The sequence below is a fragment of the Rhizobium etli 8C-3 genome (assembly GCF_001908375.1).
GTDB classification, from domain to species: Bacteria; Pseudomonadota; Alphaproteobacteria; order Rhizobiales; family Rhizobiaceae; genus Rhizobium; species Rhizobium etli_B.
The window spans coordinates 3,474,843-3,498,752 of the sequence record NZ_CP017241.1 but is presented as its reverse complement, the minus strand read 5'-3'; the positions used below and the strand labels follow the sequence as shown (position 1 = coordinate 3,498,752).

19 protein-coding genes are annotated in these 23,910 nt (G+C 59.5%); 10 read left to right on the top strand and 9 right to left on the bottom strand.

The features are described from left to right. Positions 1-12 precede the first annotated feature (12 nt). The 4 genes from AM571_RS17415 to AM571_RS17400 all read right to left on the bottom strand — a co-directional run bounded on the left by AM571_RS17415 (position 13) and on the right by AM571_RS17400 (position 7,489). Entirely contained in the window at positions 13-3,336 is a 3,324-nt protein-coding gene (locus AM571_RS17415) for a DUF2126 domain-containing protein (RefSeq protein WP_074062481.1), read from the bottom strand. A gap of 110 nt (positions 3,337-3,446) precedes the next feature. After that, positions 3,447-4,829, bottom strand: coding sequence for a sensor histidine kinase (locus AM571_RS17410; protein ID WP_074062480.1), 1,383 nt, complete (start codon positions 4,827-4,829; stop codon positions 3,447-3,449). Beyond that, positions 4,826-5,503 carry a response regulator transcription factor gene (locus AM571_RS17405; protein ID WP_074062479.1) on the bottom strand — a complete coding sequence of 226 codons (678 nt, stop codon included), beginning with the start codon at positions 5,501-5,503 and terminating at the stop codon, positions 4,826-4,828. The genes AM571_RS17410 and AM571_RS17405 overlap by 4 nt, the downstream gene beginning before the upstream one ends. A gap of 117 nt (positions 5,504-5,620) precedes the next feature. Beyond that, positions 5,621-7,489 carry an adenylate/guanylate cyclase domain-containing protein gene (locus tag AM571_RS17400; RefSeq protein WP_074062478.1) on the bottom strand — a complete coding sequence of 623 codons (1,869 nt, stop codon included), beginning with the start codon at positions 7,487-7,489 and terminating at the stop codon, positions 5,621-5,623. A 142-nt stretch (positions 7,490-7,631) separates the two neighbouring features. Here AM571_RS17400 and AM571_RS17395 point away from each other — a divergent pair, with 142 nt between their 5' ends. The 4 genes from AM571_RS17395 (at position 7,632) to AM571_RS17375 (ending at position 11,951) form a co-directional block, all read left to right on the top strand. Continuing rightward, positions 7,632-8,678, top strand: coding sequence for an ABC transporter substrate-binding protein (locus tag AM571_RS17395; RefSeq protein WP_074063324.1), 1,047 nt, complete (start codon positions 7,632-7,634; stop codon positions 8,676-8,678). A 311-nt stretch (positions 8,679-8,989) separates the two neighbouring features. Next, on the top strand, positions 8,990-9,934 hold the full coding sequence (locus AM571_RS17385; RefSeq protein ID WP_074062476.1) for a Bug family tripartite tricarboxylate transporter substrate binding protein: 945 nt from the start codon (positions 8,990-8,992) through the stop codon (positions 9,932-9,934). Continuing rightward, entirely contained in the window at positions 9,931-10,422 is a 492-nt protein-coding gene (locus AM571_RS17380; protein ID WP_074062475.1) for a tripartite tricarboxylate transporter TctB family protein, read from the top strand. The genes AM571_RS17385 and AM571_RS17380 overlap by 4 nt, the downstream gene beginning before the upstream one ends. An 11-nt stretch (positions 10,423-10,433) precedes the next feature. Beyond that, the gene (locus AM571_RS17375; protein WP_074063323.1) at positions 10,434-11,951 is read left to right on the top strand and encodes a tripartite tricarboxylate transporter permease; all 1,518 of its coding nucleotides are present in this window, start codon (positions 10,434-10,436) and stop codon (positions 11,949-11,951) included. 88 nt (positions 11,952-12,039) lie between these two features. On the opposite strand, the gene AM571_RS36970 is transcribed toward AM571_RS17375, so the two are convergent. Together AM571_RS36970 and AM571_RS17370 are read right to left on the bottom strand one after the other, a co-directional pair. Beyond that, complete coding sequence (locus AM571_RS36970) at positions 12,040-12,267, bottom strand: hypothetical protein (protein WP_165918556.1); 228 nt, start codon at positions 12,265-12,267, stop codon at positions 12,040-12,042. A 115-nt stretch (positions 12,268-12,382) separates the two neighbouring features. Next, complete coding sequence (locus tag AM571_RS17370) at positions 12,383-13,504, bottom strand: DUF475 domain-containing protein (protein WP_074062474.1); 1,122 nt, start codon at positions 13,502-13,504, stop codon at positions 12,383-12,385. 408 nt (positions 13,505-13,912) lie between these two features. On the opposite strand from AM571_RS17370, the gene AM571_RS17365 reads away from it, so the two are divergent. Next, complete coding sequence (locus AM571_RS17365) at positions 13,913-14,146, top strand: hypothetical protein (RefSeq protein ID WP_074062473.1); 234 nt, start codon at positions 13,913-13,915, stop codon at positions 14,144-14,146. 73 nt (positions 14,147-14,219) lie between these two features. Beyond that, on the top strand, positions 14,220-14,405 hold the full coding sequence (locus AM571_RS17360) for a hypothetical protein (protein WP_074062472.1): 186 nt from the start codon (positions 14,220-14,222) through the stop codon (positions 14,403-14,405). Positions 14,406-14,438: 33 nt separating this feature from the next. Here AM571_RS17360 and AM571_RS17355 read toward each other — a convergent pair whose 3' ends face one another. Beyond that, positions 14,439-14,957: an MgtC/SapB family protein gene (locus AM571_RS17355; protein ID WP_074062471.1), complete on the bottom strand. Its 519-nt coding sequence runs from the start codon at positions 14,955-14,957 to the stop codon at positions 14,439-14,441. Positions 14,958-15,106: 149 nt separating this feature from the next. Between AM571_RS17355 and AM571_RS17350 the strand changes: the two genes are divergently transcribed. Beyond that, entirely contained in the window at positions 15,107-15,805 is a 699-nt protein-coding gene (locus AM571_RS17350) for a hypothetical protein (RefSeq protein WP_074062470.1), read from the top strand. A 3-nt stretch (positions 15,806-15,808) separates the two neighbouring features. Here AM571_RS17350 and AM571_RS17345 read toward each other — a convergent pair whose 3' ends face one another. Both AM571_RS17345 and AM571_RS17340 read right to left on the bottom strand, forming a co-directional pair. Continuing rightward, positions 15,809-16,285 carry a hypothetical protein gene (locus tag AM571_RS17345; RefSeq protein WP_074062469.1) on the bottom strand — a complete coding sequence of 159 codons (477 nt, stop codon included), beginning with the start codon at positions 16,283-16,285 and terminating at the stop codon, positions 15,809-15,811. Positions 16,286-16,478: 193 nt separating this feature from the next. Next, positions 16,479-16,676, bottom strand: coding sequence for a CrpP-related protein (locus tag AM571_RS17340; protein WP_074062468.1), 198 nt, complete (start codon positions 16,674-16,676; stop codon positions 16,479-16,481). A gap of 1,206 nt (positions 16,677-17,882) precedes the next feature. Here AM571_RS17340 and AM571_RS17335 point away from each other — a divergent pair. The 3 genes from AM571_RS17335 (at position 17,883) to AM571_RS17325 (ending at position 23,738) form a co-directional block, all read left to right on the top strand. Continuing rightward, a complete protein-coding gene (locus tag AM571_RS17335) occupies positions 17,883-19,820 on the top strand; it encodes an acyltransferase family protein (protein WP_074062467.1) in 1,938 nt (645 codons plus the stop codon). Positions 19,821-20,107: 287 nt separating this feature from the next. Continuing rightward, positions 20,108-23,077 (top strand): S8 family serine peptidase, encoded by a 2,970-nt coding sequence (locus AM571_RS17330; RefSeq protein WP_074062466.1) that lies wholly within the window; start codon positions 20,108-20,110, stop codon positions 23,075-23,077. Positions 23,078-23,135: 58 nt separating this feature from the next. After that, positions 23,136-23,738 (top strand): nuclear transport factor 2 family protein, encoded by a 603-nt coding sequence (locus AM571_RS17325; protein ID WP_196776292.1) that lies wholly within the window; start codon positions 23,136-23,138, stop codon positions 23,736-23,738. Positions 23,739-23,910 lie beyond the last annotated feature (172 nt).

Genomic DNA, 23,910 nt, shown 5'->3' with positions numbered 1-23,910 from the left:
AAACCTAGCTCGTCAAATGCCTGCCGGCCTGCGGAGATCCAGCGTCAGCGGGAATTCCGGCGAACCCATCTCGGCGCGCGGAATGAAGCCGCCTGCCGTATGTCCCCACGGTTCGAATCGGGACAGCCGCCTTGCTTCCGCTTCGTTGCCGTTTACCGGGAAGGTGTCATAGTTGCGCCCGCCCGGATGGGCAACATGATAGATGCAGCCGCCGATCGAACGCTTGGACCATGTATCATAAATGTCAAATGTCAGAGGCGTATTGACCGGCAGGACCGGGTGCAGGCCCGAGGCCGGCTGCCAGGCCTTGAAACGGACGCCGGCCACGGAGACGCCGGACGTCCCTGTCGGTTGAAGCGGCACGGTTCGGCCGTTGCAGGTGACGGTGTAGCGCGAGGAATTGCTGGTTTCGAGGCGAACCTGAAGTCGTTCGACCGAGCTGTCGACATATCGAACAGTGCCGCCAATCGCGCCTTCCTCGCCCATGACGTGCCAGGGTTCGAGCGCCTGGCGAAGCTCGAGTTTCGAGCCTTCGTATTCCACTTCGCCGCAGAAGGGGAAGCGGAATTCGAGCTGTGCCTTGAACCACTCCGGGCTGACCTCGAACCCGTTTTCCTTGAGATCGGCAAGCACATCCAGGAAATCGGCCCAGACGAAATGCGGCAACATAAAGCGATCGTGCAGGCAAGTGCCCCAGCGCACGAACTTGCCGTCGGCGGGATTTTTCCAGAAGCGGGCAATGAGGGCGCGGACCATCAATTGCTGAGCAAGCGACATGCGCGCGTTCGGGGGCATTTCGAAACCGCGGAACTCTACGAGTCCGAGACGTCCGGTCGGCCCATCCGGCGAAAACAGCTTGTCGATGCAGATTTCGGCACGGTGGGTGTTGCCGGTCACGTCGATCAGGAGATTGCGGAATAGACGGTCGGTCAGCCAGGGAAGCGGCGGCGTGCCGCGGCCAGGTGCCGGCACCTGGGCAAGCGCGATTTCCAACTCGTACAGGCTGTCGTGCCTGGCCTCGTCGATGCGCGGCGCCTGGCTGGTCGGCCCGATGAACATGCCGGAGAAGAGATAGGAGAGCGAGGGATGCCGCTGCCAGTGCAGCACGAGGCTCTTCAAGAGGTCGGGCCGGCGCAGGAACGGGCTGTCGTTCGGATTGGCGCCGCCGACGACGACGTGGTTGCCGCCGCCCGTGCCCGTGTGACGGCCGTCGATCATGAACTTGTCGGCGCCCAGCCGGGTCGTGCGCGCCTCTTCGTAAATCGCAGTGGTGATCGCGACGCAATCCCGCCAGTTCGAGGCGGGGTGGATATTGACCTCGATGACGCCGGGATCCGGTGCAACACGAATGACGTTGATGCGCTCGTCCTGAGGCGGCGAGTAGCCCTCGATATGGACGGCAAGTCCAAGTTCAGCCGCAGCGTTTTCGGCGGCTGCGACGAGTTCGAGATAGTCTTCAATGCGCTCGACGGGCGGCATGAAGACGCAAAGCCGGCCGTCGCGCGGCTCGACCGAGATTGCAGTGCGAACCGCGCCGCCGATCTCGCCGAGGGTCTGCTCCACACGGCTCTGGCCGCTCTCGTCGCGATGAAAGGAGGCCTCCGGCATGGCGCGGCCGGCCGGCACGAAGACCTCCGGCAGCGGCTGGCGCGGGATCGATGGGTCGGCCATATGGATATAGGGATATTGCGATGGCGGCACGTAGGGCAGCGTACCGAGCGGCAGACGGTACCCGACAGGGCTATCGCCTGGCACGAGGAAGATCTTGCCGCGTCGGGTCTGCCATTTCTCGCTGATCCAACGGTGCCCTGAAGCCTGAGCGTTCCAGGCCTGAACGGGAAGGATATAGCCTGTCGGAACCGTCAGGCCACGTTCGAAAACGCGGGCAATGCGGTTGCGTTCTTCCGGATCCTTCAGTTTGGAATTCGACGGATCGACATTTTCGGGGAGGCTTCCCTCCTTGACGATCCACTCGGCGGGATCCTCATAGGCCGGCAGCACCATATCAGGCGCAATCGCAAGCTCGCGCGCGATGCCGGTGAGAAGCCGCTCGGCGTCTTCGGCCTTGGCGACGGTGTCAGCGCCTTCTGCCGCGATCAAATCCGGATTCTGCCAGATCGGCTTTCCGTCCTTGCGCCAGTAGAGTGAGAAGGTCCAGCGCGGCAGGCTTTCGCCGGGATACCACTTGCCCTGTCCGTAATGCAGGAAGCCGCCCGGGGCAAAGCGCTCGCGCAGCCTGCGGATCAGGCTGTCGGCTTTCTCCCGCTTGGTCGGGCCTACCGCGGCGGTATTCCATTCTTCGGATTCGAAATCGTCGATCGACACGAAAGTGGGCTCGCCGCCCATCGTCAGGCGCACATCTTGTGCTTTGAGGATACGATCCACCTTTTCGCCAAGTGCGTCGAGCTCGTTCCAGCTTTCCTCCGAGAAGGGCTTGGTGATGCGCGGATGCTCGGCGACACGGGCGACCTTCATGTCGAAGGCGAACTCGGTGTTGGCTTCGCCGAAATAGCCGCCGGAGATCGGGGCGGCGTTGCTGTAATGCGGGGTTGCGGCAAGCGGAATGTGGCTTTCGCCGGTGAGCAGTCCGGATGTCGGGTCGAGGCCCACCCAGCCTGCGCCGGGCAGATAGACTTCGGCCCAGGCATGCAGGTCGGTGAAATCGACTTCCGTACCGGAGGGTCCGTCAAGGGCCTTCAGATCGGGCGTCAACTGAATGAGGTAGCCGGAGACGAAGCGGGCGGCGAGGCCGAGATGACGCAGTACCTGAACGAGCAGCCAACTTGTATCACGGCAGGAGCCTCTGGCGCTTTCAAGCGTGTCCTCCGGCGTCTGGACGCCGGCCTCCATGCGAATGACATAGCCGATCTGCTGCTGCAGGCGGGCATTGAGGCCGACGACCATGTCAACGGTCGGCTGTCCCGGCGAATAGTCGAGCGTTTCGAGGAAAGCCTTGAGCCGCGGGCCGGGGTCCTCGGGCTTCATATAGATCGACAGGTCTTCCTGGATCGTCTGCGGATAGTCGAAGGGCCATTTGGTGGCCTCTTCTTCGACGAAGAAGTCGAAGGGGTTGTAGACCGTCATGTCGGCGACGAGATCGACCTCGATCTTGAATTCGGTCACCGGGTCGGGAAAGACGTAGCGGGCAAGATAATTGCCGTAAGGGTCCTGCTGCAGGTTCACGAAATGGTTCGACGGAGTGACCTTCAGCGAATGGCTGAGCACCCGCGTCTTTGAATGCGATGCGGGCTTGAGGCGGATAACCTGCGGCCCAAGGCGGACCGGCCTGTCGTATTTGTAATGCGTCAGATGATAGATACTGGCTTTGATCGACATATTTTGCCTTGTCCGACGCCACATCGTTATGCGGCATTTGCTGTTCCCGCAGCGATAGTGTGCAATGCAACGAAAGAAAGCAAGGCGCAAAGGTTAACGCCGCGAAGCCTTTACGACACTTTTGCAAAGGCGACGGCTGCTTTGAGCCCCTTGCCGCTGGTCGCAGGCGAGAGCGTAAGCGTCGCATTGAAAAGATTGGCGATTTCCTCGACGATCGGGAGGCCGAGGCCCGCCCCCGGCGCATCGGAGTCGTTTCCGCGCGAAAAGCGGCGGCGCACGGCGTCGAGCTTTTCCGGCGCGATACCGGGACCATTGTCTTCAACCTCGAGGCGCACGGTTTTGTCATCCTGCGCAATCCTGATGGTAACCTCGGCGCTCTTGCCGGCATATGCGATGGCGTTGCCGGCAAGATTGCGCAGCAGCTCGCCGATCAACAGGGGTTCGGCGCGGACCATCGCATGTCCCTCGCCTTCAAAGCCGAGATCGATACCGGCTTCGGCGGCTGCCGGGATCAGTTCGCCGGTGATCTCCTGGGCGATCTCGGCGATGTCGATCCTCGAGGTTGCCAGAGCCTCCTTGGCTGTTGCTGCGTCGATCTTTGCCATCAGCAGCAACTGGGCGAGAATGCGTTCGGCGTGCGCAACGGCCTGGTCGCCTTTCAGGGCCGAGTCCTGCGCTTCAGCAAGGGTTGCGGCGCGGGCGGAAAGTGCAAGCTGGGTTCGGATGATGGCAAGCGGCGTGCGCAATTGATGGCTGGCATTGCCGGTGAAATTCCGCAGCGCATCAAGGGCTGACTGCAGGCGCACCATGAAGCTGTTGACCGTATCCACCAAGGGCTGCACCTCGCTCGGCACCGACTGCTCGATCGGGTGCAGGTCGTCGGGGCTGCGCTCACCGATTGCGTCCCGCAGCTTGTAGAGCGGCCGCAGCGCCACCGTGACCGAAATCCAGACGATCACGGCTGCACCGGCAATCATGAAGGCGAGGCGGACAGCCGAACGGAAAAGGATCGCACGTGCCAGCTGACGGCGGGCGATCGTCGTTTCGGCGACGGTGACAACAAAGGGAACCGAGCGGATGCCGGTTGAGGCGGAGCGTTCCAGCGTCGCGACGCGGATCGGCTCGCCGCGGAAAATATCGTCTGCGAAGACGGCTGCGTCGCCCTTGGTTTCCTCAAGTACCGGAAGCGCCTGGTAGCCGGTAATGAATCGTCCCGGCGGGCCATCGACGCGGTAAAACACCCGGTCCTGAGCGGCCGACGTCAGCATTTCCAGCGCGACATAGGGAATGTCGACTTGCAGCGCGCCGTCTTCTGCCACGACGACGCGCTCGGCAATGGCGAGCGCCGAACCGGCAAGCACACGATCTGAAACGATGTTCGACGTCTCGACTGCCTCCCGGTACGTGTCGGCCAGCGCCAGCGTGCCGATGACGGCGGTGGAGATCAGCAGCCAGAAAAGCAACCGGCGCCTTAGCGAATAGGCGGCTTTCATGAGGCCTCGGGAAGCTTGTCGAGATAATATCCGATGCCGCGCGCGGTCTTCACGGTCAATCCATGCGGTGCCAGGCGCTTTCGCAGCCGGCTGACATATTGCTCGATCGCATTGGCGGAAATATCATCGTCGAAGGCCGTCAGCGACTGGGTGATTGCCTCTTTGGAAACGACCTTGCCGGCACGCATGAAGAGGATTTCAAGCAGTCCGACTTCGCGAGCGGGAATATCAAGCTGCATATTGCCGGCCGCAAAGGTGCGCGACTTGAGGTCGAAGGACACGCAGCCGTACATCACCGTCGCCGAATGCAGGCCCGCCTGGCGCCGCAGCAGCACGCGCACGCGAGCCTCGAATTCGGTAATGTCGAAGGGCTTGATGAGATAATCGTCGGCGCCGAGGTCGAGGCCTCTCACCCGCTCCTCCGGCGCTCCGCGTGCCGTCAGAATTAGGACCGCTGCCTGGTTCTGCCGGGCGCGCATGCTGCGCAGGACGTCCAGCCCGTCCATCTCGGGCAGGTTGAGGTCGAGGATCACGAGGTCGAAATTCTCCGCCGCGATGACTGCATTGGCGGATGCGCCGTCGTGGACGACATCGACGGCATGCCCCGTACCGCGCAAGATCGCCGAAAGGCCGTCGGCCAGCGCGATATTGTCTTCGGTGAGGAGAATGCGCACGGGTGGTTTCCTGTTGTTCAACAAAGAAGATTACAGCCCGTGAAGGGGGATGTCATCCAGCGGCAATGGAAAACCCGGCGTCATTTCATCAACGGCAGTTTGGCTGTTCCGACTGCTCTATTCAGCGACCTCGCGCGGTTGTTCTTCCTGCGCTGCCAGCAGGAGTTTCTGGAAGCGATGGTCGCTGCGGATGTTATCCAGATCGGAGTCGTTGTCGAACCACTTGATGTGGTAGACCGAGCTTCGCGGCATCAGCCTCTCCAGAATATCAATCGCTTCTTCCACGTCACCGAGGACCGAATAGACGCAAGCGAGATTGTATTGCGCAACGATGTCGTCGGGATCGATCGCGATGGCGCGGGCTGCCCAGTCCCTTGCTCTTGCCCTGTCTCCGAGATGCGCCAGCGCCAGGGCGCCGCGATGGGCCGGCCCTGAATTTTCCGGACTGAGGTTCAGTGCGCGTTCTGCGCGCAGCAGCCCGAGCTTGGCCCAGTTTTCCGTATCCGACATGCGCCCGAGCGAGCGGTGGGCGCTCATCAGATGAATGGGCGAGACATAGTCGTCCGTGCGGATGTGCGCCGCGCGCGTGAAGTAGCGGACGGCGTTGGCGAAATCGCCACGCATGAAGAAGAATCGCGCATAGTGGAAGTTGGCTTCATAAAGATTGGGCTCAAGTGCAAGTGCCCGCTCGAAGGCTGCAATGGCCTGCTGATCCTGGCCGTTTTGATGCAGCGCCAGACCCCGGGAGGCATGGGCCTCGGCGAGATCAGGATCGAGTTCGAGCGCGCGCGCGCTCATCTGCAGAATGCTCTCGAGAGGGACATTGTCCGGGTCCCAATCGCGTAATGCCGCATCGCAATCGGCAATGCCCGCGTAGGCGCGCGCATAATCGGGATCCAGCTCCACAGCCTTGCAGAACATCCTGCGGGCGAGCTGCAGATACGACTTCGTCCAGGTGTGCGATAGCTGGCGGCCTCGCAGATAGTAGGTATAGGCCTCGATATTGGCCGTGGGTTCGGCGGCTATGGCCTTCTTCTCGGCCGGCAGGAGCCGGATCTTGAGCTGGCCGACGATCGAATTGGTGATCTCGTCCTGGATCGCGAAGATATCGGTGAGATTGCGGTCGTAGCGATCGGCCCACAGATGGTCGCCGTTCGCCGTATCGATGAGATGGCCCGAAATGCGCACGCGCGCGCCGGCGATGCGGACGCTGCCCTGCAGAACGTATCGCACGCCCAGTTCGTTTGCGAGCTGCTTTACCTTCAGCGAACTGCCCTTGTAGGTGAAGACGGTGTGCCGCGGCACGACGTGTAGGCTCGATATCTTCGAAAGGTCGGTAATGATGTCTTCGGTGATGCCGTCGGCGAAATATTCCTGCTCAGGATCGCCGCTCATGTTGGTGAAAGGCAGAACGGCAATAAAGCAGGTGTTGCGTGCCTCATCGCTTGACGCGCCGGCCGTTGCAGAAGGCGGATCGAGGACAACCGTGAACACCGACACGTTCTGCTTGATGTTCTTCAGTGATTGCTCCCCCTGGAACTCGAAGCCGATGTTGAGGCGCGTGCCGACCTGATCGCGAACCGAGCCGGAAACGACAATGCCGCCGGGCCAAGCGAGGCGCTCGAGCCGGGCAGCGACGTTTACGCCGTCGCCGAAGACGTCGTCGTTTTCGATGACGACGTCGCCGAGATTGATGCCGATGCGCAGTTCGATGCGCTGGTCCTGCGGGACGTCTTTGTTGCGGGCAGCCATCTCGCGCTGGATTTCGACAGCGCAGGCGACTGCGTTTACCACGCTTTGGAATTCCGCGAGCATTCCGTCGCCGGTCAACTTGAAGATGCGCCCCTTGTAGTCGCAGATCCTGACATCGATCAGTTCGCAGCGGTGGCGGTTGAGCGCCTGCAGGGTACCGGTCTCGTCGATACCCATCAGACGGCTATAACCCACCACGTCGGCAGCGAGTATGGCACTCAGCCGTCGTTCCAATAGCCCCTCCATACGGTTGTCTAAATTAGCTTAGCGTCTTTTAATGCTCTTGTCGCGTTGCGAGACAGGCGTCAGGCGATCACGCGTGCTTGCCCGGTGAAGCGTGGTGATGCATTCTGCGCTGATGAGGAGACTTCTTGTTCTGCTACTCCTGCTCTGTCCCGGTTTTGCAGCCGCGGATCAGGCCTTCTATCCCGCCAGATCCGGCAAGGCTGATGCGCGGGTGCTGACGGTTTATTCATCGCTCGACGAGCCTCTCGCCCGGCCGATGATCCATGGCTTTCAGGAAGCCAATCCCGATGTCGCCGTGCGCTATGAAGACATGCTGACGGGCGAGATCTATGACCGGATCGTGCGGGAGACGGATGGCGGGAAGAAAACGGCGGATTTCGCCTTTTCTTCGGCGATGGACCTGCAGGTGAAGCTCTCCAACGACGGCTATGCGCAGGTCAGCAATCTGCCAATGAGCGGACAATGGCCGAAATGGGCAAACTGGCGCAACACGGCCTATGCGCTCACATTCGAGCCGGCCGTCTTCGTCTATCACAAGCCGAGCTTCCTGCATGAGCCGGTGCCAAGCTCACGGGCGGAATTCGTCGATTACCTGAAACGCAAAGGCAACGCGGTTTACGGCCGGATCGGCACCTATGACATCGAACGCTCCGGCGTCGGCTTTCTGTTCATGGCGCGCGATCAGGAGCAGTTCGGGGACATCTGGTCGGTGATCCGGGCGATGGGGGCTGCCGGTGTCAAGCTCTATTCGACGAGTTCGGCGATCCTGGAGAGGGTAGCCGACGGGCGCTTCGTGCTCGGCTACAACATTCTCGGTTCCTATGCGGCGGACTGGGCCTCGCGGCACCCCGATGTCGGCATCGTGCTGCCGAAGGACTATACAGTCGTGATGTCACGCATCGGGCTGGTGCCGCAGGCTGCCGCGGAGCCGGAACTCGGGCGGCAATACCTCACCTTCTTCATGTCCAAGGAAGGACAGACGATCATGGCCCGAAAGCTTCAGATACCGGCCGTCAGCCCCGAGGTTGCGGGCGAGAATACGGCCAATACCCTGCAGGAGCTTCTCGGCGCCCAGCTCCGACCCGTTCCCGTCAGTCCGGGGCTGATGGTCTATCTCGACCAGGTCAAGCGTGCGCGGCTGATCGCTCATTGGAACGAGGTGCTGCGGACACAGTAAATGGCGATAGCGTTCACACCTGCCTCCTCGATCTGGAAAGGATTTCCAATCGACGCCACCGGCATGCACGGCCGCTCATGCTTGAATTGCGGCAAAAAAGTGTCCTGGCGGCTGGATATCCTGCCGATGTCAGCTAAATGACAGCTTGATGTGGTGCGGTTGTGGTACTTCTCTTCGTGGAGGCGGAGAGTAGACGTTTCGGGAGGAGTCTCCGTCGCTATTTGCGGACCATCGATGTCCGCAGCCCGGCAACGCTTCCCGATTCCCTTGAGAACAAACGCGGCGCTCACCGCGATCACGGAGGACACATCGTGAAGCATACTTTCCTTGCTACGCTTTTCGCAGCCGCTATCGCGCTGCCGGCCTATTCGGCCGATTACACCATCATGGCGCCCGCCGCACCCGGCGGCGGCTGGGATCAGACGGCCCGCTCGCTGCAGACCGTCATGCAGAAGGAAGGCATTTCCGGCAACGTTCAGGTTCAGAACGTCCCGGGCGCCGGAGGCACCATCGGTCTGGCGCAGTTCGCCAGCCAGAACAGCGGCAATCCGAATGCCCTGATCGTTGGCGGCTATGTCATGGTCGGCGCGATTCTCACCAACCAGTCGCCTGTCACCTTGAAGGACGTCACCCCGATCGCTCGCCTGACCGGCGAGTACGAAGCTATCGTCGTTCCGACATCGTCCGACATCAAGACCATGGGTGACCTCGTTGCCAAGCTGAAGGCAGATCCGGGTTCGGTATCGTGGGGCGGCGGCTCGGCCGGCGGCACCGACCACATTGCCGTCGGTCTCATCGCGAAGGCCGCCGGCGTCGATCCGACGAAGATCAACTATGTCGCCTTCTCGGGCGGTGGTGAGGCACTTGCCGCTATCTTGGGCGGACAGGTGACGGCCGGCATCTCAGGCTATGGCGAGTTCGAATCGCAGGTGAAGGCCGGGCAGCTCCGCCTGCTTGCCGTGTCGAGCGATAAGCGCATTGACGGCGTCGATGCCCCGACGCTGAAGGAATCCGGCGTCGATGTCAGCGTGCAGAACTGGCGGATGGTCGCCGCCGCTCCCGGCCTGACGCCTGAGCAGACGGCTGCCATCACCGCTGATTTCGACAAGCTTTCCAAGTCGGCAGGCTGGCAGGAAATCCTGAAGACGAAGGGCTGGGCCGACACCTACCTCGCCGGCGATGCCTTCAAGGCGCAGCTCGAGAAGGACGTCTTGGCAACCGAAGGCATCCTCAAAGAGATCGGGCTTGTTAAATGAGCAGGGGTAACGCACCCTTGGCAACGAAGCGCCGCCCGGATTGGGCGGCGCTGATCATTGCCATCTGTCTTTTCGTCCTTGCCGCCGTCATGCTTTGGGATGCCACGCATATGAAAGCGATCGCCCAGTATGCCCGCATCGGACCGGCTACCGCGCCAAAGGTCGTGGCGTTCGGGTTGATCGGCCTCGGCATCTGGACCGTCTTTGAGGCGTTGCGCAATGAGTTTCCCGAGCGCGAGCATCAGGAAGTCGCTCCCGTCATCTGGATTGTTGCCGGTCTTGCGGCGCAAATGCTGCTTCTGAAAACGGCCGGCTTCTCGATTGCCACAGGCATTCTCTTTGCCTTCACTGCGCGCGGTTTCGGACGTCGCAAGCTCTGGCTTTCGATCCCGACGGGAATCGTCTTCAGCTTCGTCGTCTGGATCATTTTCTCGCAGATGTTGCAGCTCACGCTGCCTGCCGGACCGTTCGAGAGACTCTTCTTCTAGGATTGGATGCGATGAGCACCTTCGAATTCCTCTTCCAGGGCATCCTGGTCGCCATGCAGCCGATGAACCTTCTTTACGCCTTCGTCGGCGTCACGCTTGGCACTGCAGTCGGCGTTCTGCCGGGCATCGGCCCGGCGCTGACGGTTGCCCTTCTTCTGCCTGTCACCTACAAGCTCGACCCTGCCGGTTCACTGATCATGTTTGCCGGTATCTACTACGGCGGCATGTATGGCGGCTCGACGACCTCCATCCTGCTCAATACGCCGGGTGAAAGCGCCTCGATCGTGACGGCGCTCGAGGGTAACAAGATGGCGCGCGCAGGTCGCGGCGGTCCGGCGCTGGCCACGGCGGCGATCGGTTCGTTCGTCGCCGGCCTCATCGCTACGCTCGGCCTTGCCTTCATCGCGCCCTACATCGTCAAACTGGCGCTGATCTTCGGGCCGCGTGAATATTTTGCCCTCATGGTACTCGCCTTCGTGACCGTTTCGTCCGCTTTCGGCGATTCGGCGCTTCGCGGGCTGACGTCGCTTTTCGTCGGATTTGCGCTGGCGATGGTCGGCATCGATCAACAGACCGGCCAGGCACGTCTTTCCTTCGGCATTCCGGACCTTTTGGACGGCATCGAAGTGACCACGCTTGCCGTTGCCATGTTCGCGATCGGCGAGACGCTTTATATCGCCGCTCAAGCCAATCGCGGCGAGGACAAGGTCGAAGCGGTCAAGGGTTCTCTTTGGATGACGGCGCAGGACTGGGGCCGCTCATGGAAGGCATGGCTGCGTGGTACGCTGATCGGCTTCCCGATCGGTGCAATGCCGGCTGGCGGTGCTGAAATCGGCACGTTTCTTTCTTACGCGACCGAAAAACGCCTGGCGAAGAACCCGGAAGAATTCGGGCACGGTGCGATCGAAGGCGTCGCGGGTCCGGAGGCGGCCAACAACGCATCGGCAGCCGGTACGCTGGTGCCGCTCCTGACGCTCGGCCTGCCGACGACGGCGACGGCGGCGATCATGCTCGCCGGCTTCCAGCAATACGGCCTGCAACCCGGTCCGCTGCTGTTTGCGAACAATCCGCAGCTCGTCTGGGGCCTGATTGCCAGCCTGCTCATCGCCAATGCCATGCTGCTGGTTCTGAACCTGCCGCTGATCGGGCTTTGGGTCCGCCTGCTGACGATCCCCAAGCCCTGGCTTTATGCCGGCATCCTGCTGTTTGCCACGCTTGGTACCATCGGCGCCAATCCCTCCGTATTCGAGCTCGGCATGCTGCTCGCCTTCGGCGTCCTTGGCTATATCATGCGGCTTTTCGGCTATCCGATCGCCCCGGTGGTCGTCGGCTTGATTCTCGGCCCGCTTGCCGAACAGCAGCTTCGCCGGGCGCTCGCCATCAGCCAGGGCGATGTGACGACGCTTGTCACCTCGCCAATCGCAGCCGGGTTGCTGCTCGTTGCGGCTGCCGCCTTCATCATCCCGTTGATCTTGAGAATACGCGGCCGCGGCGAAGTTCTTTCGCAACTTGCTGCAAGCGAAGACTGAGCAAGAAAAATACTCCTCGGGCGCTTTCTTGCGGCCGGCCCAAACATGGGCCGGCCGCCTGTTTTTGCATGGCTGGCCTGAAATCCCGTCACTTGTGGAGAATGCTGCAGCGCATCATATATGAGGCGTCAATAATGAAGCCAAAGCGAGAAAGACAATGTCCTCCTACAGCAAGTCCATTCGGGAAGGTTTCTTCGGCCGTGCCTTCGCTGTCATCGGCGCTGCAAATGCTGTAAGCGCTGCATTCGAAGCGGGTCGCCGTCCGAAGCCCCGAGACCTCAAGGTTCTCGGTATCGCGCCGGATGCCTTCGATCATATCGGCCGTTAATCCGCTGATAAATCACCCATGAAACAGCCCGCAACCGGTTGGTCGCGGGCTTTATTTTTTGTGCCAGGCCGCAACGCCTGTAAAGGCTGCGGCTTTGACGATGTCAGGCCTCCAGCCGCTCGCGGGCAGGTGAATGGACTTCGGCCTGTGCCTTTGCTTGCGCCTTCGCGCGGGCTTCCTTGCGCTTGTTATGACGGATCGAGGACCACAGCGAGACACCGATAAGCGCTGCACCGCCGAGACCGGTGACGACTTCCGGAATGTGGAAGAGGGTCTGGACGTACATGATGATCGCAAGGATCAGGATTGCATAAAACGCGCCGTGCTCGAGGTAGCGGTAATGCGTCAGCGTCCCGTTTTCGACGAGCATGATCGTCATCGAGCGTACATACATCGCGCCGATGCCCAGACCGATGGCGATAATGAAAAGGTTCTGCGTCAGCGCAAACGCGCCAATGACGCCGTCGAACGAGAAGCTTGCATCCAGAACCTCAAGATAGATGAATGCGCCGAGGCCACCGCGTGCCGCTTCTGCCATGGCCTTTTGCGAGGCGTCCAGCAGTGCGCCGATCACTTCGACCACCAGAAATGTGAGCAGACCGTAGATCGCGCTGTAGACGAAGGTCGTCGATTCCTGGCCTTCAATCAGTGATGCAAAAGTGAGGATCAATGCGAGGACGAAGGCGATCTCGATGCCTTTGACCGTCGCACCCCGCGACATCAGTTTTTCAACGGAGACGATCCAATGGACATCCTTCTCAGGGTCGAAGAAGTAAGAAAGGCCGACCATCAGAAGAAAGGTCCCGCCGAAGGCTGCGATTGGCAGATGGGCTTCGTTCATGATGCGCGCATATTCGGCCGGTTGCCGTGCGGCGAGGATGATGGCATCGATCGGGCCGATCCTTGCGGCAATCGCCACGATTGCCAGCGGGAAGACGATGCGCATGCCGAAGACGGCAATGATAATGCCCCAAGTGAGGAACCGGTGCTGCCAGGCAGGCGTCATTTCCTTGAGCTTGTTGGCGTTTACGATCGCGTTGTCGAAGGACAGGGAAATCTCCAGCACGGCCAGAACCGTGCAGATGAAGAAGATGGTCGCCATGCCGCTGATCGTGCCGGTGGACTGCCAGCCCAGCAAAGCGCCGAGCATCAGTCCGACGGCCGTTATGACGAAGGCCCAGCGGAAATAGCCGAGCGTGGATTTATGGCTGATGGGTTGCTTCATGGCCGCACCTCGTTGATGCGGACATTGCTTTTGAAGGATGATGTGATGGAAGAACGCGGCACATCGCAAGGGATATGCGCGTGAGGCATTGTGAGCTTTTTCATCGAGTGAAAATCCGCCGGCTATTTGCAGGCGGTACCGACATCACGAGAGCGCCGAAAAAACTCTCGCCAGAGGGGCCCGGCACCAGTGTTTGTCCGGCAGCCGATGCTTTTGCACGGGGGGCAACCATGCGCATCGTTTTGGCTGCGGATCAGGCTCCTACGTAGTCAACCTGTGGCGTCAGTCAAGGAGGCTGCGGTCTGCGCCGAAGCTTTTGTGTGGAACCATGCAGTTGCCCGCCCGTTAAGCTCTGGTTGAGGCAATGAAACTTTATTGCCGACGCGATAAATAAGGAGGGACCAAGAAATGCACACGTCGAACCATCCCGCCGACAAGCGTGCGGATGCGACAGACCGCATGAAGCGGGCAAAGCCGAACCGCATGCAGAAGGTGCAGGTGCTGCCGCCGCACCATGTCGATCTGACGCTGCCGCAGACGCCGATGGACGACATTCATGTTCCGGCCCATGTCACAGGCGGCGATCTCTCAAAAGGCGGTCCAGACCTTGCAGCGTCCAAAGGCGGCAAACGGAGTACGTAGATTTTTATGACGGGCGCGGGAACCGACGTCGGGGCTTTTGCATTTAAGGCCCGGACGAAACTGTGAGGGTTCCATGACGACTGATCTCGTGCCGCAGGACATTTATTTGAAACATGAAAACGAATGGCAGGCCCTCAAACAGGCCTGCGAGAACGGCATTGACTTCCACAAGCGCGAATTCGGGAATAACGCTCATAGCGAGGCGGGCGCTCCTGGCGGCAAGGACAGTTCAAGAGCAAAGACTGGCTCATTCTCATAGCCGATAATGCGCGCCCGGCATGCCGGGCGTTTTTTATGGTTTGGCACCGTCTTTCGGCGGCAGGTGCTTTGCGGGATCTCGCTCCAGGCGCTCCTCCATTTTTCCAAGAGCAAAGAGGACGCAGACTGCTGCCGCCGTCGCGAAGAAGGCGACCGGCCAGTAGCCGAACCCCATGGCAAGGCCGATCGCACCTGACAGCCACATGCCTGCTCCCGTCGTCAGACCCATCACCCTGCCTCTGGAAAAGACGATCATGCCTGCGGCGAGAAACGCGACACCCGCCGTCACGGCCTCGATGACGCGCAACGGGTCGATGCGGACCTGCTGATCGTCGGCAAAGCCCGGCATATGCACGGACTCGATGGAAATGATGCCGAAAAGAGCTGCAGCCAGACTCACCAGAATATGGGTCCGCAGACCGGCCGCATGGTTTTGCGCCTCGCGTTCGAAGCCGATGATGCCGCCCAGTATAATTGCGCCGATGAGCCGGGCAAAAATCACCGGGTATTGAATACGGGATTCAGGGAACATGTCGGAAAAGACCATTTCCATGGAGAAGGCGCTCCTTCGGGTGAACATTTCTTCGCGGGGCTAACGTCTTCTGCGGCTCTTTGTTCGTCCGTTTCGACGTTGAGGCTCCATGCCAACCTTTCGGAAAGGATTGGGAGGCGATAATCGCCCCAACACGGGATTAGGACCAGATGGCAAGAACTGCAGCTCGCGGCGGCCGCCGCAAATCATCCGCAAAATCGAAGGGCAGGGGCCATGGTGGAGCCTTGCCCTGGCTCTTCGCCGGTGTCGTTGCCGTAGGCAGTATCGCGCTTTACGACAACTGGAAGAGCGTGCGCCCGATTCTTGCCTCACGGGCGCTCGATAAAGCCGCGATTACCGCTGCAATCAAGGCAGATGCGCCGAAAGCGGTCGTCGCCAGGAGTGTGCCAAAGCAGGCAGCCGCTTCACCGCCGCAGCTTGCCGTGCCGCCCGAAGCCGTTCCTGTTCCTGCCGCGGAGCCTGTGAAGCTCTCCTCAACGGCGAGATCGACCGCCGGCCCGCAAAGCGCCCGCGCCGCCTTCGGCTATTGCGGGCAGGGCGCACATGTGAACTGCGTCGGAGACGGTGGGATATTCTGGTACAAGGGCGAGAAGATCCTGGTTGCGGATATGGTCGTGCCGGATGTCGGCGCCGCGCGTTGCGAAGGCGAGCGGAGGATCGGCTTTGCCGCAAAATCGAGGCTGCTCAAATTTCTGAATGCCGGACCCTTCGTCATGAACGCTGCCGGCAAACCCGCCAGTACCGGTGCACCACACGTGATTTCGCGCGGCGGCCGCTCCTTGGGCACTCAACTGGTTACCGAGGGTCTTGCCCGCAAGCCTGGCGCCGCCGGCGGGTGGTGCACCTGAGGTCTATTTTTGCTTCGGAGCCTTGCCGCTGGTGCGGAAGCTGCCGGTAAAGGTGGTATCCTTGCTTTGCGCGGAGCATTCGATCACGACCGGCTTGCCGCCGTAAGGGTTGCCGAATGTGCAGGTGCCTGCCACCTTGACCTGGCCCGTCATCTTCTCGCCGACGCCGGTTGTCACCATCTTGAGCGGAATCCTGGCATTGTCGTTGGATGCCGGTTTGATCGCGGTGCCATCGCCCTGAAAGCCAAGCATCTTGCCGCCTGAGGTGAAGATGAAGGTCACCTGGCCGTTCGGCAGTCCCACGCTGGCGAGTTCGCCCTTGCAGCCCTTCGTCGCATCCACATTGCCAACGACGAGCTTTGCGCATTTGCCTGCGAGTGTCGAAACGCCGCTGCCCGGGAAATTCTGGGAGGCGGCATTGGCGCCGGAGGCGAAAGCCGCGGCAGAAAGCGCCGCAGCTGCAATCACTGTCAGTCTCATCTGTTCAGGAATCCTGTCATGCTGGTTTACCGGACGGGGGTCGCATGTTTCTGTGTCCGAAATTTGCCGCGCTCAAAGAAAACGGGCCGCTGCAGGGATAGCGGCCCGTTCTGGGAAGCGTGACCGTCAACGACGACGGCCGCCCTCTGTATCTTCTCTCTTGCTTGCGCGGAGCCTTCGCCCGTTCAAGAATTCAGTGGAGCCGGCTGGCGTCTTCGACGGACCAACCGAAGCGCCATGCATCGTAGCGGGCGTACCAGACTTCAAGCTCCGAAGCATCGCGGATCGGCATCAGTTCCGGTCGCGACATCGGATTGTCGCTTAAGGAATAGCCGAGGATCCGGTCGCGTATTCCGCGCTCCTGCATGTCGAGCAGTTCTTCGATATTCATCGCGTGCCCCCAACCGCCGGCCCCTCAGCCAGCCTTCCTAGGCAAACATTTCTCCTTGCTAAAGTCCAGGCCGTCGGCGTGGATTCTCGATATTCACAGGATTAGCCCAAATGGAGCAGCACCTCCTTCACGACCATCAAACCCTGCTTCTTCCGGCTTATAAGCACCCGCGGGACGACGAGAAACCTTCAAAATGTGTTGTAAAAATATCGTTAAAATGCCCCGTCACAAGTTTTTGTTCATCTCCCGTTCAGAAAACAGTTTTGGAAAACCCCGATATGGGTCAAGCTGTCTGTGTGAATAAGGAGATACTGAATGATTCGATTGACCGCGGTGCTGACGTTGTTCTCAGTTTATGCGTTCACGATGTTTTTCATCGCAGCAATCCCTGAGACGCCGAACTTGCAAACCGCATCAACTCTATCTGAAGACGCCACGCTTACGAAGTAAAGTATTTGATGGGTTTTTGGCTGGCTTGTGTGAGCCGTGTTGGGCAAGGGCGCAGTTTTGCGCCGTAAGGCAAGCCTTCTCACGTCCTTGAAGAGAACTCTTCAATCGGCCGTTTGGTGAAGTCCCCTTGTATTTCAAGAGGATCGAATGGTGCGCGACAAGGGTCGAACCTGTGCGCCTTACGATGTCAAGGAAGGTCTTTGGAGCAATCCATAGCCTTGATCGTTGGCCGGCATCTGCAAACGCGCATGTATCGGCGGCTCTTTACGGCGCACCAACAGCAAGGTTGCGCAGGCTTCAGCCTGCTCCGACCAAACCTCCCGGCAAATTTCGAGGAAGATAGCAAGAGATATCGCCCTTCTTCGTTCAGCGTCCGAACAGGTGTTGCCTGGCGACAGACGCCACGACCATCTGGCCTTCGACAGCGAGTCCGCATCCAGCTGGGTGCCGTCACGACTTTTCGGAAAATACCTGGAAGTGGAACATTACCCAGGTCCCATGGGTTGGTGAGCCCATAGCACCCCATGGTGACTGGACGCAGACAGCGCGTGAAGGCCCACTATTGTCGAGGAGCACGATCAAACGCTGAAATGTCCTTGCGCACGCTGGCGCGACGACTGCGTCGCATTCTTTTTGCTGACGCAATGGCCGGACATAAGAAAACTCTCCGCCGTCTTTTCCCCAATTTTCAGCTGCCTGGCACGAGGAAATGCGACGACTTTTCAGTTATGTCGGATGAGTTTGCAGGATTGACCGATGAAATACCGCGCAGAAATTGACGGCCTCAGAGCCATCGCCGTCCTATCGGTGATCCTTTTTCATTCAGCCGTTTCCTTCCTGCCGGGCGGCTTCGTCGGCGTTGATGTCTTCTTCGTCATCTCGGGATATCTGATCACGACGATCATCATCGGCGAGATGAAGCAACAGACGTTCTCCGCGGCCGATTTCTACCTTCGCCGAGCAAAGCGGATCTTGCCTGCTCTTTTCGCGATGATGTTTGTAACAGCCTTGGTCGGTGCAGCAATTCTCACGCCTCCAGCCTTCGAGCGGCTGATGCGGAGCATCGGCGAGGCCAGCCTGTCGATCTCCAATTTCAGTTTCGCCAAGGCGGCGGGGTATTTCGACGAGGGCACCGCCTGGCGACCGATGCTTCACACTTGGTCTCTCGGTGTCGAAGAACAGTTCTATCTGTTCCTGCCGCTCTATTTCTTCGTCGCCCGCTCCCGAACCAACTGGTCATGGCAGCGGATCGTCATCCTCCCGATGGTCGTCTCCTTCGCAATCTCTGTCGTCATGGTCCGGCATTGGCCGACGGCCGCCTATTACCTACCGTTCGGCCGCTTCTGGGAGCTCCTCGTCGGAAGCCTGCTGGCGACGGGAACCTTCGGCGCCATTCGTGACGACGGCAGGCGTCAGACAGCGTCGGCCGCCGGGCTCGCTCTCATCGCAATTCCTGTTCTCTTCTATGGAGAGAAAACGACATTCCCCGGCGAGACGGCACTGCTTCCCTGTCTCGGAGCTGCCCTGATCCTGCATTCGGCCCGCTCCGGGCCAAGTTTCGTCTCAACGGTCCTGGCTTCCAGGCCGCTCGCCTTCATCGGAAAACTGTCCTATTCGCTCTATCTATGGCATTGGCCCGTTCTCTACTTTGGAAGAATCGTAAAAGGACAAGCACTCACGGCCGGTGAAGGGCTCTCCCTGTTGCCTCTTACGTTTGCTGTCAGCTACGCCGCCTGGCGGTTCATCGAAAATCCCGCGCGGCGATCCGACATCGGCTTTTCTACTGCCGCAAAGTTGGTCGCAGCGACCGTTGCGACCTGCATCGGCTTGTGGGTGGTCACGGAACGACTGGACGGCATGCCCGAGCGGTTCTCCGACATCGAACGTCGCATGGCGTCGGGTGCGCGAGATACCAATCCCGACCGTCGTGCATGTGACGCCCCTTCGCTGGAACGGCTGAGGGCTGGCACTCCATGCATTCTCGGCGCCGACAAGGTGCCCGGCGTGGCGCTGATGGGCGACAGCATCGCAGACGCGCTCGCCCCGGGTGTGGTCGCGGCTGCCAAGCAGGCACAACAGAGTGTCATGATCCTGACGAAAGAAGGCTGCAGACCGATCATCCGGTCGAGAAGCGATTCCACCAGCTGCCAACGGTTTCTGGTGGAAGCCGAACAACTTCTGAAAGAAGAGAAAACCATTCATACCGTCATCATCGTCGCGCGCTGGGCAAACATCGCCAGCGGCTATCGCTATGGCGCTCCCATCCTTGTGCCGCCGTCGATGAAGCATCCCGACGATGAAGCCAAACTTTCCCGCCTTGCCGCGGCTCTTTCAGATCAGTTCGCTCACCTCGACCGCAAGCGTATCATCGTTGTCGGTTTCGTTCCGGAGCAGTCGATATACGTGCCGCAGACCGTTCTGGTCCGGCATCGGCTCGGCCAGCCGCTGCCTTCGGGCGTGTCGAGGGAAGTATTCGAGGAGCGGCAGAAAATCGTCAGGCGGCTGTTTTCGAGGCCTGACTTTGCGAAGGTGACGCTGATCGATGCCACGCCCTTCTTTTGCAATGAGGAAACCTGCCCTGTCCAGGACCACGGAATTCCGGCGTTTGTCGACGACAATCATCCAAGCAGGTCCAAGGCTCTGTCGGTCAGCGCAATGTTCGCGCCCGCGTTCGTCAGCCGTGGCATGCTCTAGAGGCTTAAGCAGCCGAATTGCCGGAATTGCACCGCGAAGTCGGCAATGCACCTGCCGTGATCGGCACATTTCGCGTGCGATGGTATCGAATGCGTTGGGCCTGGATCCGGCATCAAATTGTCGGCGAAACGTCGAGAAATACCCCGAGCACGGTTCAAACACTGAGGGTAACTACTTCTGGTTAAGCCCAATCGGTGAGGTTGAGTCTTGGTTGTTTTGGGCGCAAGGTTGCGCATCGGACGACGCTCCCGACGCCAGAAAGCTGGTCCGACGACGGAGGGATAGTCATGAAGGGTATTTTCACGACAATCTTGACTGTTACCGCAGTTGCACTTCTGCTCCTGAATCCATCTTCCTTTGCCAGCGCTGCTGAAAATGAGACGGTCTTCATCCAGGACGACGAGACATATCCAGCGCACATCGTGCCGGACCGCATCGCATTGATCCTCTCCGATACGGCGATGGCTGACGCTGAGCGCTACCGGAAAACGCTCGATAGCCTCGGCGGTCGGCGTATTCCGACCCTTTCCGACGCTATCGTCGAGGTCGAAGTGCCCGATGCCAAGGATGCAAAGAGCCTCAATGCTGCTGCTCGAGACCTGATGAAGTCGTGGCCCGACCTGGTCGTGGATTCGGGCATCCTGGTTAGAATCGGCAATTCCGATTTACCCTATGTATTGACCGACAAGATCGTCGTGCAGATCGCCGACGACGCTGACGTCGGTCTCATCCAGACCATTGCCGAACAATATCATTGCGAAATCCTGGGCAACAATCCGTTCGACAAGCGGCAGTTTGTGATCAGGCTATTGCCCGATAGCGCGAAGAATACCCTTGAGGTTTCCAACGCACTGAACCGCCTTTCGGGCATAAAATTCGCGCATCCGAACTTCTACCGGCCGATTGAAAAGCGCCAGGCACCGCCAGCCCCGAATGATCCCTTTTATTCAGATCAATGGCACCTGAACAACACCGGTCAGGCGATGGGCACACCCGACGCCGACATCGATGCTGATGGCGCGTGGTCGCTCGGACCGATGGGATCGGGCAATCCCAATATCGTGATTGCAATTATCGATGATGGGCTTGAAGCGAATCATCCGGATCTCGCCGCCGGCCTGTGGACCAACCATGCCGAGCAGATAGGCAGCCCAAATGTGGATGACGACGGTAACGGTTTCATCGACGATCTTCACGGCTGGGATTTTACACCCTGTATTACGCCGGTTTCCTGCGGGGATAACGATGTTCGCCCACGGCTGGACCAATTGCATGGAACAGCCGTTGCGGGCGTGGCCTTGGCGCGTAAAAACAACAGCATTGGCGTGGTCGGGACATGCCCGCGTTGCAGCTTCCTGCCGATCAGAGCTCTTGACGGTACGGACTACGCTGAAAGCCTCGCAATCGACTATGCAAAGACAATAGGTGCCGACATTATCTCACTGTCTTGGGGATATGCTTCCGGCGTCGTGCTTCCTACAAATGTCGTCAACTCGATCAACAGCGCCGCGACAACCGGTCGTGTCCAGAACGGCGTCAGCAAAGGCATAATTGTTGTCGTTGCCATGACCGATACCGTCGAGGACAATTGCGACGGCACTCCCGACCTTTCATCGCTTGCCAACGTGATCGCCGTCAGCAGTGCAACCAATCAAGACCAAAGGCTACCGGCCGGCTTCGGCACGTGCATGGATCTACTCGCTCCGACGCATGGCGGCACGTTGGATGCGGTAACGACGGACAGGATCGGAGACATCGGTTACAACAATCGATCGCCTGTTTCGCCCTGCGCATCCGCCGAACCGGCGCCTCCGCCACCTTCAAACCGGGACTACACTTTTTGTTTCGGCGGCACATCTTTCGCCGCCCCTGTCGTTGCCGGTATTGCAGGTCTGCTCCTGTCGCATGACAATTCGTTGACCCGGTTGCAGGTTCAAAGACTTCTTCAGGATACCGCCGACAAAATATCTCCTTCCAGCGGAGCCTATTCGGAGCAGACGGGTTCTTCGACTCCGGTCGGTGGCTTACCGACCCACGGTTTCGGCAGGGTCAACGCCTTTGAGGCGGCACGGACGGTGGCTGGACGGGACATTTTCGGGCGCGGAGGAGTGGATGTCTACGTGCGCGACAACAGCTTGGATTGGGGTAACACGGAGCAGCCATCAAATGTCACATTTGAGCAAACCCGTGGATTTATACCCCATTGGCAAAGCGTCGATATCAAAGTCGATGCACCCCCCTATAGCGCAACACAGCCGATATCCTCGACAGAATTCGACGCGTTCATCGACGAGAACCCGCTTTCGAACACGCTCAATCGCGTATATGTCCGCATCCATAATCGCGGAACGCAAACTGCAACCGATGTTCAGGTAAAGTTGCACTGGGCCTTTGCTGGAGCTGGTCTCCCCGCTCTACCCGCCGACTTCTGGCCAGCTTTTCCCGCAAACTCGACCGATGTTTCGATCTGGCATCCCTTGCCGGCTCAAACGATACCGTCGCTGCCCTATTCCGGTGCTTCCGTGGCCGGCAACAGCAATGACAATTCCATTGTGCTGCCGTTCGATTTTGCCGCTCCCGTCTACAATGCGTCCGTGAACAATCCGGATCACTTCTGCCTGTTCTTAGTTGTCACGGCACCCGACGATCCGGTCTCCACGGTCTCGGTCGGTCCCCAGGTGCCGGACTTGATCACTCCAAGCGACAACAACGTGACGCAAAAAAACCTGCACCTTGTCGATTCCGGCAATTCGAGTGGATTGAGGTCTCAGCTCATTGTTTCAAATCCCTTCGATTACCCGATCAACACCCGGCTGGTCGCCTGGCGACCCAAGGATTGGAATGTCGAGTCCAGCGGAGTCGAGATGGGCAAGCGCATTGAATTGGGCGCCAAGGAGAGCCTGCCCGTCGAAATCTCGATCATGTCCCATGGACAGCCATCGGCCTCGATAAACATCGTTCAGCTCTACCAGGCGTCGGACATGAAGGAGGAAAGGATCCTCGGCGGAATGACGTATGTTGTGGCGCCGGGCGCTCAGCCAGCCGTCGTTCCCAGTCCAGGGTACATCGAAAACGTCGGCGCGCAGGAGAAGTTGATCGCCGAATATTTGAAGCTTGTCGCCGACACCATCTCCAAGCCTGACGTCCGCGGCGAGGATAGAACGCTTTTGCATAGGCTTAGCATACTCATTGAAGAACAAGGCAAATTGCTTGCAGGGGTGGAGGCCGCGCGGAAGGGTTCCCGCTCGGATCATTGATCAAATGATCGCTTCTCAACAAGCCAATTGCCCAAGGTTAACACCAAAGGAGGTTATGATGGTGAGACATTATGCGAGGTGGATGAAGAGCACGCCAAAAATATTCACGCTTCTATTGGGGTTTGGCGTCATGTTCGGCGGAACGGCGATGGCGGCAAGCTGCGTCGATAACGTCAATCCAAACTGGCTGCCGCCACGCGCCAATATCGTCAATCCTTCGACGGCCGACAGGCAGGCAATAATGGATCTGATTCACAGCTATAATTGGGCTCTGGATGACAAGAACGCCGCCGCATTCGCACAATTGTTCACCAGTGACGCACAATATGAGGCATGCTCCGGCGGCGGAGCCCTTCAGCTTATCAGAACGACTGTGACGCCCGAGTTGCAAGAATATATCGCGGATATTCTGAGCGATCTGGGGTCAAGGCAGGCGCGACACTTTGAGAGCAATACGCTGCTGCACCAAAACAAAGATGGAAGTGTCAACGGAAAGACCACGCTCCTGGTGACGCTTCAGTGGCCAGATAGGGAAGTTCCCGAGCTGGATTATACGGCGGTCATGCAAGAAACCTTCGTAAAAGACGATGACGGTCTTTGGCGCTTCTCGAAGCTGACACTGATCACGGACACGCCAGGAGTTCAAGCAAGAGCTCGTTGACCGGCTTTGGTCCGAAAACGAGGTGCTGGAGAGGGTCTTGCTGCATGGCTGCAAGAGGCTTTGCATCTATCATCGGGGTTATTGCGGCAGTTGTTTCGGCCAGCGGTTCATATTGGTTTTCACCCTTTGGATCCGGACCAACGGAGATTTACCGTTTCGGCTCACGAATGGC